This is a genomic window from Variovorax sp. TBS-050B (assembly GCF_029893635.1).
Taxonomy (GTDB): domain Bacteria; phylum Pseudomonadota; class Gammaproteobacteria; order Burkholderiales; family Burkholderiaceae_C; genus Variovorax.
The window spans coordinates 991,417-1,008,255 of the sequence record NZ_JARXYR010000002.1 but is presented as its reverse complement, the minus strand read 5'-3'; the positions used below and the strand labels follow the sequence as shown (position 1 = coordinate 1,008,255).

The following is a 16,839-nucleotide window of genomic DNA, read 5'->3' as shown; positions in this document are numbered from 1 at the left end:
GCCGGCAGCCAGTTGGCCCCATTTACAGAAAGAAGGAAAGAGTCATGCAACTCAATCCCGCAGAGATTTCCGAACTGATCAAGAGCCGCATCGAGGGTCTCGGCGTCAGTGCCAACATCCGCAACGAAGGCACCGTGGTCTCGGTCACCGACGGCATCGTGCGCGTGCACGGCCTGTCCGACGCGATGCAGGGCGAAATGCTGGAATTCCCGCCCACGGCCGACGGCACGCCGTCGTTCGGCCTCGCGCTGAACCTCGAGCGCGACTCGGTCGGCGCCGTGATTCTGGGCGAGTACGAGCACATCTCCGAAGGCGACACGGTCAAGTGCACCGGCCGCATCCTGGAAGTGCCGGTGGGCCCCGAGCTCATCGGCCGCGTGGTCAATGCGCTGGGCCAGCCGATCGACGGCAAGGGTCCGATCAACGCCAAGATGACCGACGTGATCGAGAAGGTCGCCCCCGGCGTGATCGCCCGCAAGTCGGTCGACCAGCCGATGCAGACCGGCCTCAAGTCGATCGACTCGATGGTGCCCGTCGGCCGTGGCCAGCGCGAGCTGATCATCGGCGACCGCCAGACCGGCAAGACGGCCGTGGCGATCGACGCGATCATCAACCAGAAGGGTCAGAACATGACCTGCGTCTACGTCGCGATCGGCCAGAAGGCTTCGTCGATCAAGAACGTGGTGCGCGCGCTCGAGCAGTCGGGCGCCATGGACTACACGATCGTGGTCGCCGCCTCGGCCTCCGAATCGGCCGCGATGCAGTACGTGTCGGCCTACTCGGGCTGCACGATGGGCGAATACTTCCGCGACCGCGGCCAGGACGCGCTGATCGTCTATGACGACCTGTCCAAGCAGGCCGTGGCCTACCGCCAGGTCTCGCTGCTGCTGCGCCGCCCGCCGGGCCGCGAAGCCTACCCCGGCGACGTGTTCTATCTCCACAGCCGCCTGCTCGAGCGCGCAGCCCGCGTGAACGCCGACTACGTCGAAGCCTTCACCAAGGGCGAAGTCAAGGGCAAGACCGGTTCGCTGACCGCGCTGCCGATCATCGAAACGCAGGCCGGCGACGTGTCCGCCTTCGTTCCGACCAACGTGATCTCGATCACCGACGGCCAGATCTTCCTGGAGACCAACCTGTTCAACGCCGGCATCCGCCCCGCTATCAACGCCGGTATCTCGGTGTCGCGCGTGGGTTCGTCGGCGCAGACCAAGGTCATCAAGGGCCTGTCGGGCGGTATCCGTACCGACCTCGCACAGTACCGCGAGCTGGCTGCGTTCGCGCAGTTCGCCTCCGACCTGGACGAAGCCACCCGCAAGCAGCTCGACCGCGGCGCCCGCGTGACCGAACTGCTCAAGCAGGCCCAGTACAGCCCGCTGCCGATCTCGCTGATGGGCGCCACGCTGTTCGCGGTGAACAAGGGCTTCATGGACGACATCGACGTCAAGAAGGTGCTGTCCTTCGAACACGGCCTGCACCAGTTCCTGAAGACCAGCCACGGCGCGCTGCTCGACAAGATCGAGCAGGCCAAGGCGCTCGACAAGGACGCCGAGGCCGAACTGACCGCCGCCATCACCGCCTTCAAGAAGTCGTTCGCCTGATGGATTTGCCCACCCCCGAAGCGGCCTTCGGCCGCCTCCCCCTCGAGGGGGCGCCGCCAGTGGCCCGGCAAAGCCGGTTCCACGGCAGCCCCGGGAAGAAGTTCAGGAGCTTATAAATGGCTGCAGGTAAAGAGATTCGCGGCAAGATCAAATCGGTGGAGAACACCAAGAAGATCACCAAGGCCATGGAAATGGTCTCGGTCTCGAAGATGCGCAAGGCGCAGGAGCGCATGCGCGCCGCGCGCCCCTACAGCGAGAAGATCCGCAACATCGCCGCCAACTTGGGCCAGGCGAACCCCGAGTACGTCCACACCTTCATGAAGACGAACGACGCCAAGGCGGTCGGCTTCATCATCGTGACGAGCGACAAGGGGTTGTGCGGCGGCCTGAACACCAACCTGCTGCGCGCCGTCACGGCGAAGCTGCGGGAGGCGCAGGGCGCGGGCATCGCGATCGAGACGGTGGCCATCGGCACCAAGGGCCTGGGCTTCCTGAACCGCATCGGCGCGCGCGTGGTGGCGAACGTCACCCACCTGGGCGACACGCCGCATCTCGACAAGCTCATCGGCCCGGTCAAGACCCTGCTCGATGCGTATGCCGAGGGCAAGCTGTCGGCCGTGTACCTGTGCTACACGAAGTTCATCAACACCATCAAGCAGGAGCCCGTGGTCGAAACGCTGCTCCCGCTGGCCGCCGACTCGCTCAAGGTCCAGGAAGGGCAGCACTCGTGGGACTACATCTACGAGCCCGACCCCGAGAGCGTGATCGACGAGCTGCTGGTGCGCTACGTGGAATCGCTGGTCTACCAGGCCGTGGCCGAGAACATGGCGTCCGAGCATTCCGCCCGGATGGTCGCCATGAAGGCGGCAACGGACAACGCCGGCAACGTGATCAACGAGCTCAAGCTGGTCTACAACAAGACCCGCCAGGCAGGCATCACCAAAGAGCTTTCGGAAATCGTGTCCGGCGCCGCTGCGGCTGCCGGCGTGTGATCGAGGCAATGGAACAGGCCACATTGCCGTCCGGCATCCGCTGCTTCGGCGGACCGGCCACCGAAGGCCTTTTTTAGGGGACTCTGCTCGATGAAGAAACTTCTCGTTGTCATGGCCGTCGCGGCCGCGCTGGCTGCCTGTTCCAAGAAGGAAGAGGCGCCCGCCGCCGCTCCGGCTCCGGCCGCAGCACCGGCGCCCGCACCGGCACCTGCCGCCGCGCCCGAACCCGCTCCCGCGCCTGCTGCTGCACCGGCCGCGCCGGCTGCCGCTCCCACGGCATCGGCTGCCGACCTGCCGCAGGAGTGCAACGACTATCTCGCGAAGGCCCAGGCCTGCGTGTCCGCCCAGAGCGGCGCGGCCGCCGACGCGATGAAGGCGAGCGTGGAGCAGACCAAGGCGGCTTGGGCTTCGATGAGCACCGACAAGGCCGCGCTGGGCCAGGCCTGCAAGGCCGCGAGCGATGCCTTCGCCGCACAGGCGGCGGCGCTGAAGTGCTGATCGGAAGAAGTTTCTAGCCAAAAAGAAACCAAGGGTGCCGGTCGGTCCGGCATTCTTGCAAAAGCGGCCCGGAATGGCACAAGGACGCTTCTGCAAGAACCTGTCGCAACATTATTGAGATCCAGAAGGAAACGCCATGGCTGAAGGAAAAATTGTCCAATGTATCGGCGCCGTGGTCGACGTGGAGTTCCCGCGTGACCAGATGCCCAAGGTGTATGACGCCTTGAAGCTCGAAGGCAGCGCGCTGACCCTCGAAGTTCAGCAGCAGCTCGGCGACGGCGTGGTGCGCACCATTGCGCTCGGCTCGTCCGACGGCCTGCGCCGCGGCCTGATGGTCACCAACACCGGCGCGCCGATCACGGTGCCGGTCGGCAAGGCCACGCTCGGCCGCATCATGGACGTGCTGGGTTCGCCCATCGACGAACGCGGCCCGGTCGGCCAGGAGCTCACCGCTTCGATCCACCGCAAGGCGCCCGCGTACGACGAACTCTCGCCCTCGCAGGACCTGCTGGAAACCGGCATCAAGGTGATCGACCTCGTGTGCCCGTTCGCCAAGGGCGGCAAGGTCGGCCTGTTCGGCGGCGCCGGCGTGGGCAAGACCGTGAACATGATGGAGCTCATCAACAACATCGCCAAGGCGCACTCGGGCCTGTCGGTGTTCGCCGGCGTGGGCGAGCGCACCCGCGAGGGCAACGACTTCTATCACGAGATGGCCGACTCCGGCGTCGTGAACCTCGAGAAGCTCGAGGACTCGAAGGTGGCCATGGTCTACGGCCAGATGAACGAGCCCCCGGGCAACCGTCTGCGCGTGGCGCTGACCGGCCTGACGATCGCCGAATCGTTCCGCGACGAAGGCCGCGACGTGCTGTTCTTCGTGGACAACATCTACCGCTACACGCTCGCCGGTACCGAAGTGTCGGCACTGCTGGGCCGCATGCCTTCCGCCGTGGGCTACCAGCCGACGCTGGCCGAGGAAATGGGCCGCCTGCAGGAGCGCATCACCTCGACCAAGGTCGGCTCGATCACCTCGATCCAGGCCGTGTACGTGCCGGCCGACGACTTGACCGACCCGTCGCCCGCCACCACCTTCGCCCACCTGGACTCCACCGTGGTGCTGTCGCGCGACATCGCTTCGCTCGGCATCTACCCCGCCGTGGACCCGCTCGACTCGACCTCGCGCCAGCTCGACCCCAACGTGGTCGGCGAAGAGCACTACACCGTGGCCCGCGCCGTGCAGGGCACGCTGCAGCGCTACAAGGAACTGCGCGACATCATCGCGATTCTGGGCATGGACGAGCTCGCGCCCGAAGACAAGCTGGCCGTGGCCCGCGCCCGCAAGATCCAGCGTTTCCTGTCGCAGCCCTTCCACGTGGCCGAAGTGTTCACGGGCTCGCCCGGCAAGTACGTGCCGCTGGCCGAGACCATCCGCGGCTTCAAGATGATCGTCAACGGCGAAGCCGACCACCTGCCCGAGCAGGCGTTCTACATGGTCGGCACCATCGACGAGGCGTTCGAGAAGGCCAAGAAGGTCGCTTAAGAAGGAATCACCATGGCAGGCACCATTCATGTGGACGTGGTCAGCGCGGAAGAGTCGATCTTCTCGGGCGAAGCCAAGTTCGTCGCGCTGCCCGGTGAAGCCGGCGAGCTCGGCATCTATCCGCGCCACACCCCGCTGATCACGCGCATCCGTCCCGGTGCGGTGCGCATCGAAACGGCCGACGGCGGCGAGGAATTCGTCTTCGTGGCCGGCGGCATCCTCGAAGTGCAGCCCGACGCCGTCACCGTGCTGTCCGACACCGCGATCCGCGGCAAGGACCTCGACGACGAGAAGGCCAACCAGGCCCGCGCGGCCGCCGAGGAAGCGCTCAAGAACGCCAAGAGCGACATCGACATCGCGATGGCGCAGTCCGAGCTGGCCGTCATGGCTGCCCAGATCGCCGCCCTGCGCAAGTACCGCCAGAAGAAGTAAACCGCCCACGCTGTGGCCAACAAGCCGCCTTCGGGCGGCTTTTTTGCGTCCGGCTCCTTCCGGCAATGCAGCATCTTTGGTTTGAATTTGGCCAAAGTTCAGCCTTGTCTGGCTGAAGCAGCACGCCTAGTATTCGGCGCGAGACAAGAACCGGAGACATGACGCGTGGCACGCTGGAGTGGCATCACCGCCGATGAGATGCGGCTGCTGGAAACGACCTTCTGGTCGGCCGGCGGATCGCGCCATGTCATGGCCGAGCGGCTCGGCTTTTCCAAGAGCAAGGCCAACGCGCTGATCGCCGGCCTCGTCGACCAGGGCCTCTTGGCCGAGGCGGGCCTGCAGCGCTCCTCGGGCGGGCGGCGCGCCGAGAACCTGCAGCTGCATGCCGGGCTCGGCGTGCTGGTCGGCATCGACATCGGCGCCACCAGCCTCGACGTGGCGGTGCTGCGGCCCGACCTCAGCGTGCTCGCGCAGCACGAAGAACCCGCCGACGTGCGCGAAGGCCCGGCCGTGGTGCTGGCGCGCGTGCGCACGCTGATGCGCGAACTGCTCGCGCGCTGCCACTGCGGCGCGAAGGACGTGCTCGGCATCGGCATCGGCGTGCCCGGGCCGGTCAACTTCGAGATCGGCCAGCTCGTCAACCCGCCGCTCATGCCGGCCTGGGACAGCTTCTCGATCCGCGACTACCTGCGCGAGGACTACGCCGCACCGGTCTTCGTCGACAACGACGTGAACCTGATGGCGCTCGGCGAGCTCTGGCGGCTCAAGCGCGCGCTCAGCAATTTCCTCGTCATCAAGATCGGCACCGGGATCGGCTGCGGCATCGTCTGCCACGGCGAGGTCTACCGCGGCGCGGCCGGTTCGGCCGGCGACGTGGGCCACATCTGCGTCGACCAGGAGGGGCCGCGCTGCCATTGCGGCAACCTCGGCTGCGTCGAGGCGATGGCGGCCGGCCCCGCGATCACCCGCATGGCGGTGCAGGCGGCCGAGGCCGGCGAGAGCGCGCTGCTCGCCGACTGCCTGCGCCGGCACGGCCGCATCGATGCGGTCGATGTGGGGCAGGCCAGCCGCGCGGGCGACACCGCGGCCAACGGCATCATCCAGCGCGCGGGCAACCTGATCGGCCAGATGCTCGCGTCGGTGGTCAACTTCTTCAACCCCTCGCATGTGTTCATCGGCGGCGGCATCACGCGCATCGGGCCGCTGTTCCTCGCAGCCGTGCGCCAGAGCGTGTACCAGCGCTCGCTCGCGCTGTCGACGCGGCACCTCGAGATCCAGTACACGCCGCTGGGCACCCAGGGCGGCCTGATCGGCGCGGGCGTGCTCGCGATGCACGAGACGCTCAAGGCCAGGGGGATCGCGCCATGAATGCAGCCGGCGAGAACGCCAGGCGCCGCCATGTCGCCGTCGAGTTCGATGGCGTGGTGAAGGCCTTCGGCCCGGTGCAGGTGCTGCACGGCGTGAGCTTTGGGCTCGCGCCCGGCAAGGTCTACGGACTGTTGGGCGAGAACGGCGCGGGCAAGTCCACGCTGATGAAGATCCTCTCGGGCTACGAAAGCCTCAGCGGCGGCACCCTGCGCGTGAACGGCGCGCCGCAGCAGTTCGCCGGCTCGCGCGATGCCGAGGCGCTGGGCATCGTGCTGATCCACCAGGAGTTCAACCTCGCCGAAGACCTCAGCGTGGCGCAGAACATCTTCCTCGGCCACGAACGCAAGCGGGGCCTGTTCCTCGACGACGCCGCGATGGAGCGCGACGCCGCCGCGGCGCTCGCGGCCGTGGGCCTCAACATCGACCCGCGCACCAAGGTGCGCCGCCTCATCGTCGCGGAGAAGCAGCTCGTCGAGATCGCGAAGGCCATCGCTCGCCATGCGCGCCTGCTGGTGATGGACGAGCCCACCGCGACGCTCACGCCCGGCGAGACCGAGCGGCTGTTCAAGCTGATCGCGCAGCTGCGCGCCGACGGCGTGACCATCGTCTACATCTCGCACAAGCTCGACGAGGTGGAACGCGTGACCGACGAGGTCATCGTCATGCGCGACGGCCGCTTCGTCGCGCGTGCGCCCACGGCCGAGGTCTCGCGCCAGCAGATGGCCAACCTGATGGTGGGCCGCGAGCTCGCCGACCTCTATCCGCCGCGCGATCCGGTCGCCGCCGACGGCGCACCTGCGATGCGCGTGCAGGGCTTCAGCGTGCCCGGATGGGCGCGGGACGTGAGCTTCGAGGTGCGCCCGGGCGAGATCCTCGGTTTCGCGGGCCTGGTCGGCGCGGGGCGCACCGAGCTGTTCGAGGGGCTGCTCGGCCTGCGGCCCGCAGGCGGCGTGGTCGAGATGCTCGGCCGCACGGTGCCGCACGGCAAGGGCTGGCGCAACCCCCGCGATGCCGCACGCCACGGCCTCACCTACCTCAGCGAAGACCGCAAGGGCAAGGGCCTGCACGTGCACTTCGGCCTGCGCCAGAACCTCACGCTGATGGCGCTCGAACGCTACGCCAGGCCGTGGCTGAAGCCCGACGCGGAACGCGGCGCGCTCGCCGAGGCGGTGAAGGACTACGGCATCCGCACCGGCTCGCTCGACGTCAGGGCCTCGTCGCTCTCGGGCGGCAACCAGCAGAAGCTCGCGCTCGCCAAGGTGCTGCAGCCGAAGCCGAAAGTGGTGGTGCTCGACGAGCCCACGCGCGGCGTCGACGTGGGCGCCAAGCGCGACATCTATTTCCTGATCCAGCGACTCGCCCGCGAAGGGCTCGCGGTGATCGTCGTCTCGTCGGAGCTGATGGAACTGATCGGCCTGTGCCACCGCGTCGCGGTGATGCGTGCGGGCCAGCTCGTCGCCACGCTCGACGCAGCCCAACTGACAGAAGAGGAGCTCATCGCTCATGCCACCGGAACAAGATGAGTACTCCCCCAGGCTGCGCGCACTTCGTGTCGCTTCGCCCATCCCCTCGCCGGGGGCAACACCAGCGGCCCGGCCGAGCCGGTTCCGCGGTGTTCCCCGAAATCGATAGAAGACATGGCCTCCACTCCAGACTCCGCTGAAACAACGCACCGCAACCCGACGCGCCCGCGCTGGACCGAGCACCTGCACGGGCTCGGCCCGGTCATCGGCCTCGTGCTGCTGTGCATCGCCGGCACGCTGCTCAACAGCGACTTCGCGACCGTCGACAACGCGATGAACGTGCTCACGCGCACCGCCTTCATCGGCATCATCGCGGTGGGCATGTGCTTCGTCATCATCTCGGGCGGCATCGATCTTTCGGTGGGCTCGATGGCGGCGCTGATCGCGGGCAGCGTGATCATGTTCATCAACTGGGCCGGGCCCGCCTCGGGCTCGCCGCTGATGGCGGTGGCGCTGGGCGCGGTGCTCGCCGTGGTGCTGGGCGCGCTGTTCGGGCTTGCGCACGGCCTGCTGATCACCAAAGGGCGCATCGAGCCCTTCATCGTGACGCTGGGCACGCTCGGCATCTTCCGTGCCTATCTCACCTACTTCGCCGACGGCGGTGCGCTCACGCTCGACAACGAGCTGTCGGACCTCTACGCACCGGTGTACTACGCGAGCCTCGCGGGCATTCCGGTGCCGGTGTGGGTGTTCGTGGTCGTGGCGATCGTCGGCGGCGTGATCCTGAACCGCACGGCCTACGGCCGCTACGTGCAGGCCATCGGCTCGAACGAACAGGTCGCGCGCTATGCGGCGGTGGACGTGGACCGCGTGAAGATCCTCACCTACGTGCTGCTCGGCGTGTGCGTGGGCATCGCCACGCTGCTCTACGTGCCGCGCCTCGGCTCGGCCTCGCCGACCACCGGCCTGCTGTGGGAGCTCGAGGCGATCGCGGCGGTGATCGTCGGCGGCACCGCGCTCAAGGGCGGCGCGGGCAGCATCACGGGCACGGTGGTGGGCGCGGTCCTGCTCTCGGTCATCAGCAACATCCTGAACCTCACGAGCATCATCAGCGTGTACCTCAATGCCGCCGTGCAGGGCTTCGTGATCATCGTCGTCGCCTTCCTGCAAAGAGGCAGGCGCTAGCCGCATTCCCTGTTCCGTTCGTTCGTTCGTTCGTTCCATCCACCCAAGAGGAGACATCCAGCATGACGAAATTCACCCGACGCGCCGCACTCACGGCGGTTGCCGCCGCCGCTTTCGCGGCCCTGCCCGCGCTCGCCGCGGAGAAGGTCAACCTCGGCGTTTCGATCCCCGCGGCCACGCACAGCTTCATGGGCGGCATCAACTACTGGGCCAACCAGGCGAAGAAGGACCTCGAGAAGCAGCACAAGGACCTGAAGATCACGATCAAGACCGCGGCCAATGCGCCCGAGCAGGCGAACCAGCTGCAGGACCTCTCGACCGTCACCAAGATCAACGCGCTCGTGGTGTTTCCGTTCGAGTCGGCCGCGCTGACCAAGCCGGTGGCGCAGGTCAAGGCCAAGGGCGCCTACGTGACCGTGGTCGACCGCGGCCTCACCGACACCAGCGCGCAGGACGCCTACGTGGCCGGCGACAACACCGCCTTCGGCCGCATTCCGGCCGAGTACATCGTCAAGCAGCTCGGCGGCAAGGGCAACGTCGTGGCGCTGCGCGGCATCGCCACCACGCTCGACAACGAGCGCATGGACGCCTTCAACGCGGTGCTCAAGAACCATCCCGACATCAAGCTGCTCGACGCCAAGTACGCCAACTGGAACCGCGACGACGCCTTCAAGGTGACGCAGGACTATCTCACGCGCTTCAAGAACATCGACGCCATCTGGGCCGCCGACGACGACATGGCCGTGGGCGTGCTCAAGGCCATCGAGCAGGCCAAGCGCGACGACATCAAGATCGTCTTCGGCGGCGCGGGCGCCAAGAACATGGTGAAGACCATCATGGACGGCAAGGACAAGCGCATCACGGCCGACGTGAGCTACTCGCCCAAGTTCATCTACGACGCGATCAAGCTCACGGCCGAGGCGCGCCTGAAGGGCGAGAAGCTGCCCGCGACGACGATCATTCCTTCGGTGCTGATCACCAAGGAAAACGCCAAAGACTTCTACCACCCCAACTCCCCGTTCTGAGGTGACAGAGATCGCACCACGCAAGCTGCGCTACGCCATGGTCGGCGGCGGGCGCGACGCCTTCATCGGCGCCGTGCACCGCAAGGCCATGGCGCTCGACGGGCAGATCGTGCTCGTCGCGGGTGCGCTGTCGTCCCATGCCGAGAAGGCGCGCGCATCGGGCGCGGACCTCGGCCTCGCGGACGACCGCAACCACGGCGACTGGCAGGCGCTGCTGGCGGACGAGCTGAAGCGCCCGGCCGACGAGCGCATCGACTTCGTCTCGATCGTCACGCCCAACCATGTGCACTACCCCGTCGCGCAGGCCTTCGTCGACGCCGGCTTCCACGTGGTGTGCGACAAGCCGCTCGTGCACACGCGCGCGCAGGCCGATGCGCTGGTCGCGAGCGTGGCCAGGCAGGGCACGGTGTTCGGCGTGACCTACAACTACACCGGCTACCCGATGGTGCGGCAGGCGCGCGAGATGGTGCGCGCGGGCCAGCTCGGCGAGCTGCGAAAGATCGTCGTCGAATACAACCAGGGCTGGCTCGCGAGCCAGCTCGAGGGCAGCGGCAACAAGCAGGCCGACTGGCGCACCGACCCCGCGAAGAGCGGCGCGGGCGGCGCCATCGGCGACATCGGTTCGCATGCCGAGAATCTGGTGGCCAGCATCACCGGTCTCGAGATCGAGAGCCTCTGCGCCGACATCGGCGCACTGGTGCCGGGCCGCCTGCTCGACGACGACGGCAGCCTGCTGCTGCGCTTCCACGGCGGCGCGCGCGGCGTGCTGATCGCCTCGCAGATCAACACCGGCCTGGAGAACGACCTGCGCCTGCGCATCTCGGGCACGCTGGGCACGCTCGAATGGCGGCAGGAGCAGCCGAGCCAGCTCGTGCACCTGCCGCACGACGGGCCGAAGCGCATCCTCACGCGCGGCTCGCCCTGGCTGTGCGAAGCGGCGCAGCGCGCGAGCCGGCTGCCGGCCGGGCATCCCGAAGGCTTCATCGAGGCCTTCGCCAACATCTACGCCGGCGTCGCGGCCGACATCCGCGCACGGCTCGAGGGCCGGCAGGCCGACCCCGCCGCGGCCGACTACCCGCGCGTGGAAGACGGCGCGCGCGGCGTGCGCTTCATCGAGCGGACGGTGGCGTCGGCCAGGAGCGAAGCCAAGTGGACGCCCTGGTGAGGTCGCGCCCGGCCGGCGCCAAGTAGGCGCCGGCCCACACCGCATTGCGGCCGCCGTTCGGCGCCGCACGGCTGCGCTGCGCCTACGATGGCGTGCCATGCCCGCAACGCCTGCCGAAGACCTCGTCGTTGCCCGACCCGAGGGGCTCTATTGCCCGCCCGGCGATTTCTACATCGACCCGTGGCGGCCGGTGGCGCGCGCGGTCATCACGCATGCGCATTCGGACCACGCACGGTTCGGCCATGCGCACTACCTCGCCCATGCCGACAGCGCCGGCACGCTGCGCACGCGGCTCGGCGCCGACATCCGCCTGCAGACGCTGCCCTACGGCGAGGCGATCGTGCACCACGGCGTGCGCGTGTCGCTGCATCCTGCGGGCCATGTGCTCGGCTCGGCGCAGGTGCGGCTCGAACATGGCGGCCGCGTGTGGGTGGCCTCGGGCGACTACAAGACCGAGCCCGACGGCACCTGTCCGCCCTTCGAGCCGGTGCCCTGCGACACCTTCATCACCGAGTCGACCTTCGGGCTGCCGATCTACCGCTGGCCCACGCAGGCCGCGCTGTTCGCCGAGATAGACGCCTGGTGGCGCGCCAACGCGGAGGCCGGCCGCGCGTCGGTGCTGTTCTGCTATGCCTTCGGCAAGGCGCAGCGCATCCTGCACGGCGTGGATGCGTCGATCGGGCCGATCGTGGTGCATGGCGCGGTCGAGCCGCTCAATGCGGTGTACCGCGCCGCGGGCGTGGCGCTGCCGCCGACGCTGCGCGTGACCGACCCGGGCGTCGATGCCGCGCTGCTCAAGCGCGCGCTGGTGCTCGCACCGCCCTCGGCGCAGGGCACGCCGTGGATGCGGCGCTTCGGCAACCATGCCGATGCTTTCGCGAGCGGCTGGATGCAGCTGCGCGGCACGCGCCGGCGGCGCGGCGTGGACCGCGGCTTCGTGATGTCCGACCATGCCGACTGGCCGGGCCTGCAGGACGCGATCGCAGGCACGGGGGCGGAGCGCGTGTTCGTCACGCACGGCAGCGTGCAGGTGATGGTGCGCTGGCTGACGGAGAACGGTCTGCAGGCGCAGGGCTTCAAGACGGAATACGGCGACGAGGACGCGCAGGAAGCGCCGGAGGCCGCGCCGTGAAGGACTTCGCCGCGCTCTACCGCGAGCTCGACGCCAGCACCTCGAGCCTTGCCAAGCAGGCGGCGCTGCAGCGCTACCTGCGCGAGGCCGACCCGGCCGATGCCGCCTGGGCCGTGTACTTCCTCGCGGGCGGCAAGCCGCGCCAGCTGGTGCCGACCAAGCTGCTGCGCCTGCTCGCCCAGGAGGCGGCCGGCCTGCCCGAATGGCTCTTCGACGAAAGCTACGACGCGGTCGGCGACCTGGCCGAGACCATCGCGCTGCTGCTGCCGCCGCCCACCGAGGCGCACGACCTCGGCCTCGCGCGCTGGGTCGAGGAACACCTGCTGCCGCTGCGCGAGGCCGGCAAGTCCGCCCCCGATGAGCTGCCGTCGCGGCTGCGCGCCCAGTGGCGCCGGCTCGCGGCCGAGGAGCGGCTGGTGTACTTCAAGCTCATCACCGGCGCCTTCCGCGTCGGCGTCTCGAAGCTGCAGGTCACGCAGGCGCTCGCGGCCGTGGGCGGCATCGACCCCAAGCGCGTGGCCCAGCGGCTCATGGGCTACACCCACATCGGCGGGCGGCCGGGCGCGACCGACTACCGCGCGCTGATCGCACCCGAATCCGATGCGGAGCAGGTGCAGAAGACCAGCGGCCAGCCTTATCCCTTCTTCCTCGCGCACGCCTTCAACCTGCCGCTCGCGCAGTTCGACGCCACGCTCGGCCCGCCCGCGGACTGGATCGTCGAATGGAAATGGGACGGCATCCGCGCGCAGCTCGTCAAGCGCGCGGGCCAGGTCTGGCTCTGGTCGCGCGGCGAGGAACTCGTGACCGACCGCTTTCCCGAACTCGCGGCCATGGGCGAGGCGCTGCCCGACGGCACGGTGCTCGACGGCGAGATCGCGGTCTGGCGCCGGGACGAGGCGGCGCCCGAGGGTGATGAAGGCCGCGTGCAGCCCTTCGCCGAGCTGCAGAAGCGCATCGGCCGCAAGACGCTCGGCGCGAAGCTGCTGCGCGAGATCCCGGTGGTCCTGCTGGCCTACGACCTCCTCGAATGGCAGGGGCGCGACCTGCGCGCGCTGCCGCAGTCCGAGCGCCGCGCGCTGCTCGATGCGCTCGTTGGCGACATGCGGCACCCCGCGCTGCTGCCGAGCCCGATGCTCGCCGGCGCCGACTGGAACGAGCTCGCGCGCCAGCGCGAGGCGGCGCGCAGCATGGGCGTGGAGGGCATGATGCTCAAGCGCCGCGACGCGCAGTATGGCGTCGGCCGCACCAAGGACGTGGGCGTGTGGTGGAAGTGGAAGATCGATCCGCTCAGCGTCGACGCGGTGCTCATCTACGCCCAGCGCGGCCACGGCCGGCGCGCGAGCCTCTACAGCGACTACACCTTCGCGGTCTGGGACGGTCCGCCGGAGCAGGCGGGACGCAAGCTCGTGCCCTTCGCCAAGGCCTATTCGGGCCTGACCGATGCCGAGATGGCGCGCGTGGACGCCATCATCCGCCGCACCACGGTCGAGAGCTTCGGCCCGGTGAAGAGCGTGGAGCCCACGCTGGTGTTCGAGCTCGGCTTCGAGGGCATCGCGCGCAGCACGCGCCACAAGAGCGGCATCGCGGTGCGCTTTCCGCGCATGCTGCGCTGGCGCGAGGACAAGCCGGTGGAGGAGGCCGATACCTTGCAGACGCTCGCGGCGCTGCTGCCGGTATGAGCGCGCCGACGGACCCCGGATTTCTCCCTCCCCCTCCGGGGGAGGGCAGGGGTGGGGGCAAGCGGCGCATCCAAGGTCCGGTGTCCGGCGAGCGCCCCGTGCCCCCATCCCCGCCTTCCCCCAGCGGGGGAAGGAGCAAGACCGTCAAGGCCGCGCTCAACGCCTGGTTCACCGAACGCGGCTGGAAGCCCTTCAAGTTCCAGCGCGAGGTCTGGAAGGCCATGGCCGAAGGCCGCTCCGGCCTGCTGCATGCGACCACCGGCGCGGGCAAGACCTATGCGGTGTGGCTCGGCGCGCTGCAGGCGTTCTCGTCCGCGGCGGTGCCGCCGCGCACGCGCAGCGGCAAGGCGGTCGCGCCGCCGCTCACCGTGCTCTGGATTACGCCGATGCGCGCGCTCGCCGCCGACACGCTGCGCGCGCTGCAGCAGCCGCTCGAGGCCATGGACGCGCAGGGCATCGCGCTGCACCGCTGGAGCGCCGGCGCGCGCAGCGGCGACACCTCCTCGGCCGAGCGCAGCGCGCAGAACGAGCGGCTGCCCACCGCGCTCGTCACCACGCCCGAGAGCCTCTCGCTGCTGCTCGCGCGCGCCGACGCCAGCGAGGTGCTCGGCCATGTGCGGCTGGTGGTGGTCGACGAATGGCACGAGCTGCTCGGCAACAAGCGCGGCGTGCAGGTGCAGCTCGCGCTCGCGCGCCTCAAGCGCTGGAACGCGGGGCTCGCGGTCTGGGGCATGTCGGCCACGCTCGGCAACCTGCAGGAGGCGATGCATGCGCTGCTGGGTGCGACCGAAGGCGTGCTGGTGCAGGGCGCGGTGCCCAAGAAGCTGGTGGTCGATTCGCTGCTGCCCGGCCGCGCGGAGCGCTTTCCGTGGGGCGGGCACCTCGGCCTCACGATGCTGCCGCAGGTGCTCGACGAGATCGCATCGAGCAGCACCACGCTGGTGTTCACCAACACGCGCTCGCAGGCGGAGATCTGGTACCAGGCGATGCTCGAGGCGCGGCCCGACTGGGCCGGGCGCATCGCGCTGCACCACGGCTCGCTCGACCGCGCAGTGCGCGAGTGGGTCGAGCTCGGCCTCAAGAGCGGCGAACTCAAGGCCGTGGTCTGCACCTCGAGCCTGGACCTGGGCGTGGACTTCCTGCCGGTGGAGCGCGTGCTGCAGATCGGCTCGCCCAAGGGCGTGGCGCGGCTGCTGCAGCGCGCGGGCCGTTCGGGCCATGCGCCGGGCCGGCCCTCGCGCATCACGCTGGTGCCCACGCACAGCATCGAGATGGTCGAGGGCGCGGCCGCGCGAGCGGCCATCGCGGCCGGTCACATCGAGGCGCGCCACACGCCGGCGCAGCCGCTCGACGTGCTGGTGCAGCATCTGGTCACCGTGGCACTCGGCGGCGGCTTCCGGCCCGACGATCTCTACGACGAAGTGCGCGGCACCGCGGCCTATGCGGCGCTTTCGCGCGAGAGCTGGGACTGGTGCCTGGGCTTCGTGTCGCAGGGCGGACCCTCGCTCGCCGCCTACCCCGACTACCGCCGCGCCGTGCCCGATGGCGAAGGCGTGTGGCGCGTGCCCGATGCGCGGCTCGCGCGGCGGCACCGCATGAACATCGGCACCATCGTGAGCGATGCGAGCATGGCGGTGCAGTACCTGGGCGGCAGCCGCATCGGCAGCGTGGAGGAGAGCTTCGTCGCGCGCATGAAGCCCGGCGACTGCTTTCTCTTCGGCGGCCGGCTGCTCGAACTCGTGCGCATCCACGACATGACGGCCTGGGTGCGGCGCGCCACCGGCAAGCGCGCCGCGGTGCCGCGCTGGAACGGCGGGCGCATGCCGCTGTCGACCACGCTGGCCGACGCGGTGGTGCAGCAGCTCGCGCTCGCGGGGGAGGGGCGCTACGACACGCCCGAGCTGCAGTGCGTGCGGCCGCTGCTCGACATCCAGCAGCAGTGGTCGGCCCTGCCCACGCCGCAGACGCTTTTGGCCGAAACGCTCACGACGCGCGAAGGCTCGCACCTGTTCCTCTATCCGTTCGCGGGGCGGCAGGTGCACATGGGCCTGGCGAGCCTGCTGGCCTGGCGCGTGGCGCAGCACGATGCGCGCACCTTCTCGATCGCGGTCAACGACTACGGCTTCGAGCTGCTCAGCGCGGTGCCGGTCGACTGGCCCGCGCTGCTGCCGCAGGTGCTGCGGCTGCCGCAGGGCGAGGACGCGCATGCCGAGCTGCTGCACGAAGTGCTGGCCTCGCTCAATGCAGGCGAGCTCGCGCAGCGCCGCTTCCGCGAGATCGCGCGCGTCTCGGGGCTGGTGTTCCAGGGCTACCCGGGCGAGCGGCGCAGCAACCGGCAGCTCCAGGCTTCGTCGTCGCTGTTCTGGGAGGTGTTCCGCAAGTACGACCCGGCCAACCGGCTGCTGCAGCAGGCCGAGCAGGAGCTGCTCGCGCAGGAGCTGGAGATCGGCCGCCTGCGCGCGAGCCTGGCGCGCATGGCCGGGCAGCGGCTGGTGCTGCAGGCGCTCGCGCGGCCCACGCCGTTCGCCTTTCCGCTCATGGTGGAGCTGTTCCGCGAGAAGCTCTCGAACGAGAACGTGGCCGACCGCATCGCGCGCATGGTCGAGCAGCTCGAGAAGGCCGCGGGCGGCGTGGTCACCGCGGGCGGCGTCGAGCGCGTGAGGAGCACGCTCGCCTTCGGCCACGAGGGCCCCGACAAGCCGGCCGGCGCGCCGCGGCGCGAGCGCCGGCCGCGCCGTTCCTCGCGGCCGCTGCCGCCGCTCTGA

At 69.3% G+C, this 16,839-nt stretch carries 13 protein-coding genes; all 13 read left to right on the top strand.

The annotated features are described in order from the left end of the window. Nucleotides 1–44: 44 nt before the first annotated feature. Entirely contained in the window at nt 45–1,598 is a 1,554-nt protein-coding gene (atpA, locus tag M2165_RS07750; protein ID WP_280814086.1) for a F0F1 ATP synthase subunit alpha, read from the top strand. Nucleotides 1,599–1,714: 116 nt separating this feature from the next. Beyond that, the gene (atpG, locus tag M2165_RS07745; protein ID WP_280814085.1) at nt 1,715–2,590 is read left to right on the top strand and encodes a F0F1 ATP synthase subunit gamma; all 876 of its coding nucleotides are present in this window, start codon (nt 1,715–1,717) and stop codon (nt 2,588–2,590) included. A 90-nt stretch (nt 2,591–2,680) separates the two neighbouring features. Then, the gene (locus M2165_RS07740) at nt 2,681–3,088 is read left to right on the top strand and encodes a hypothetical protein (protein WP_280814084.1); all 408 of its coding nucleotides are present in this window, start codon (nt 2,681–2,683) and stop codon (nt 3,086–3,088) included. Nucleotides 3,089–3,224: 136 nt separating this feature from the next. Then, on the top strand, nt 3,225–4,625 hold the full coding sequence (atpD, locus tag M2165_RS07735; RefSeq protein WP_280814083.1) for a F0F1 ATP synthase subunit beta: 1,401 nt from the start codon (nt 3,225–3,227) through the stop codon (nt 4,623–4,625). A 12-nt stretch (nt 4,626–4,637) separates the two neighbouring features. After that, nucleotides 4,638–5,057, top strand: a complete 420-nt coding sequence (locus M2165_RS07730) for a F0F1 ATP synthase subunit epsilon (RefSeq protein ID WP_280814082.1) — start codon at nt 4,638–4,640, stop codon at nt 5,055–5,057. Nucleotides 5,058–5,255: 198 nt separating this feature from the next. Next, nucleotides 5,256–6,425, top strand: coding sequence for an ROK family protein (locus M2165_RS07725; protein WP_280817492.1), 1,170 nt, complete (start codon nt 5,256–5,258; stop codon nt 6,423–6,425). After that, entirely contained in the window at nt 6,422–7,948 is a 1,527-nt protein-coding gene (locus tag M2165_RS07720) for a sugar ABC transporter ATP-binding protein (protein WP_280814081.1), read from the top strand. Before M2165_RS07725 ends, M2165_RS07720 begins: the two co-directional genes overlap by 4 nt. Before the next feature lie 114 nt (nt 7,949–8,062). Further along, complete coding sequence (locus M2165_RS07715; protein WP_280814080.1) at nt 8,063–9,073, top strand: ABC transporter permease; 1,011 nt, start codon at nt 8,063–8,065, stop codon at nt 9,071–9,073. A 62-nt stretch (nt 9,074–9,135) separates the two neighbouring features. Next, entirely contained in the window at nt 9,136–10,098 is a 963-nt protein-coding gene (locus tag M2165_RS07710; protein ID WP_280814079.1) for a substrate-binding domain-containing protein, read from the top strand. Between the two features lies 1 nt (nt 10,099). Continuing rightward, nucleotides 10,100–11,263, top strand: coding sequence for a Gfo/Idh/MocA family oxidoreductase (locus tag M2165_RS07705; protein WP_280814078.1), 1,164 nt, complete (start codon nt 10,100–10,102; stop codon nt 11,261–11,263). Between the two features lie 97 nt (nt 11,264–11,360). After that, complete coding sequence (locus M2165_RS07700; RefSeq protein ID WP_280814077.1) at nt 11,361–12,395, top strand: ligase-associated DNA damage response exonuclease; 1,035 nt, start codon at nt 11,361–11,363, stop codon at nt 12,393–12,395. Continuing rightward, nucleotides 12,392–14,074, top strand: a complete 1,683-nt coding sequence (locus M2165_RS07695; RefSeq protein WP_280814076.1) for an ATP-dependent DNA ligase — start codon at nt 12,392–12,394, stop codon at nt 14,072–14,074. Before M2165_RS07700 ends, M2165_RS07695 begins: the two co-directional genes overlap by 4 nt. Continuing rightward, entirely contained in the window at nt 14,071–16,839 is a 2,769-nt protein-coding gene (locus M2165_RS07690; protein WP_280814075.1) for a ligase-associated DNA damage response DEXH box helicase, read from the top strand. The genes M2165_RS07695 and M2165_RS07690 overlap by 4 nt, the downstream gene beginning before the upstream one ends.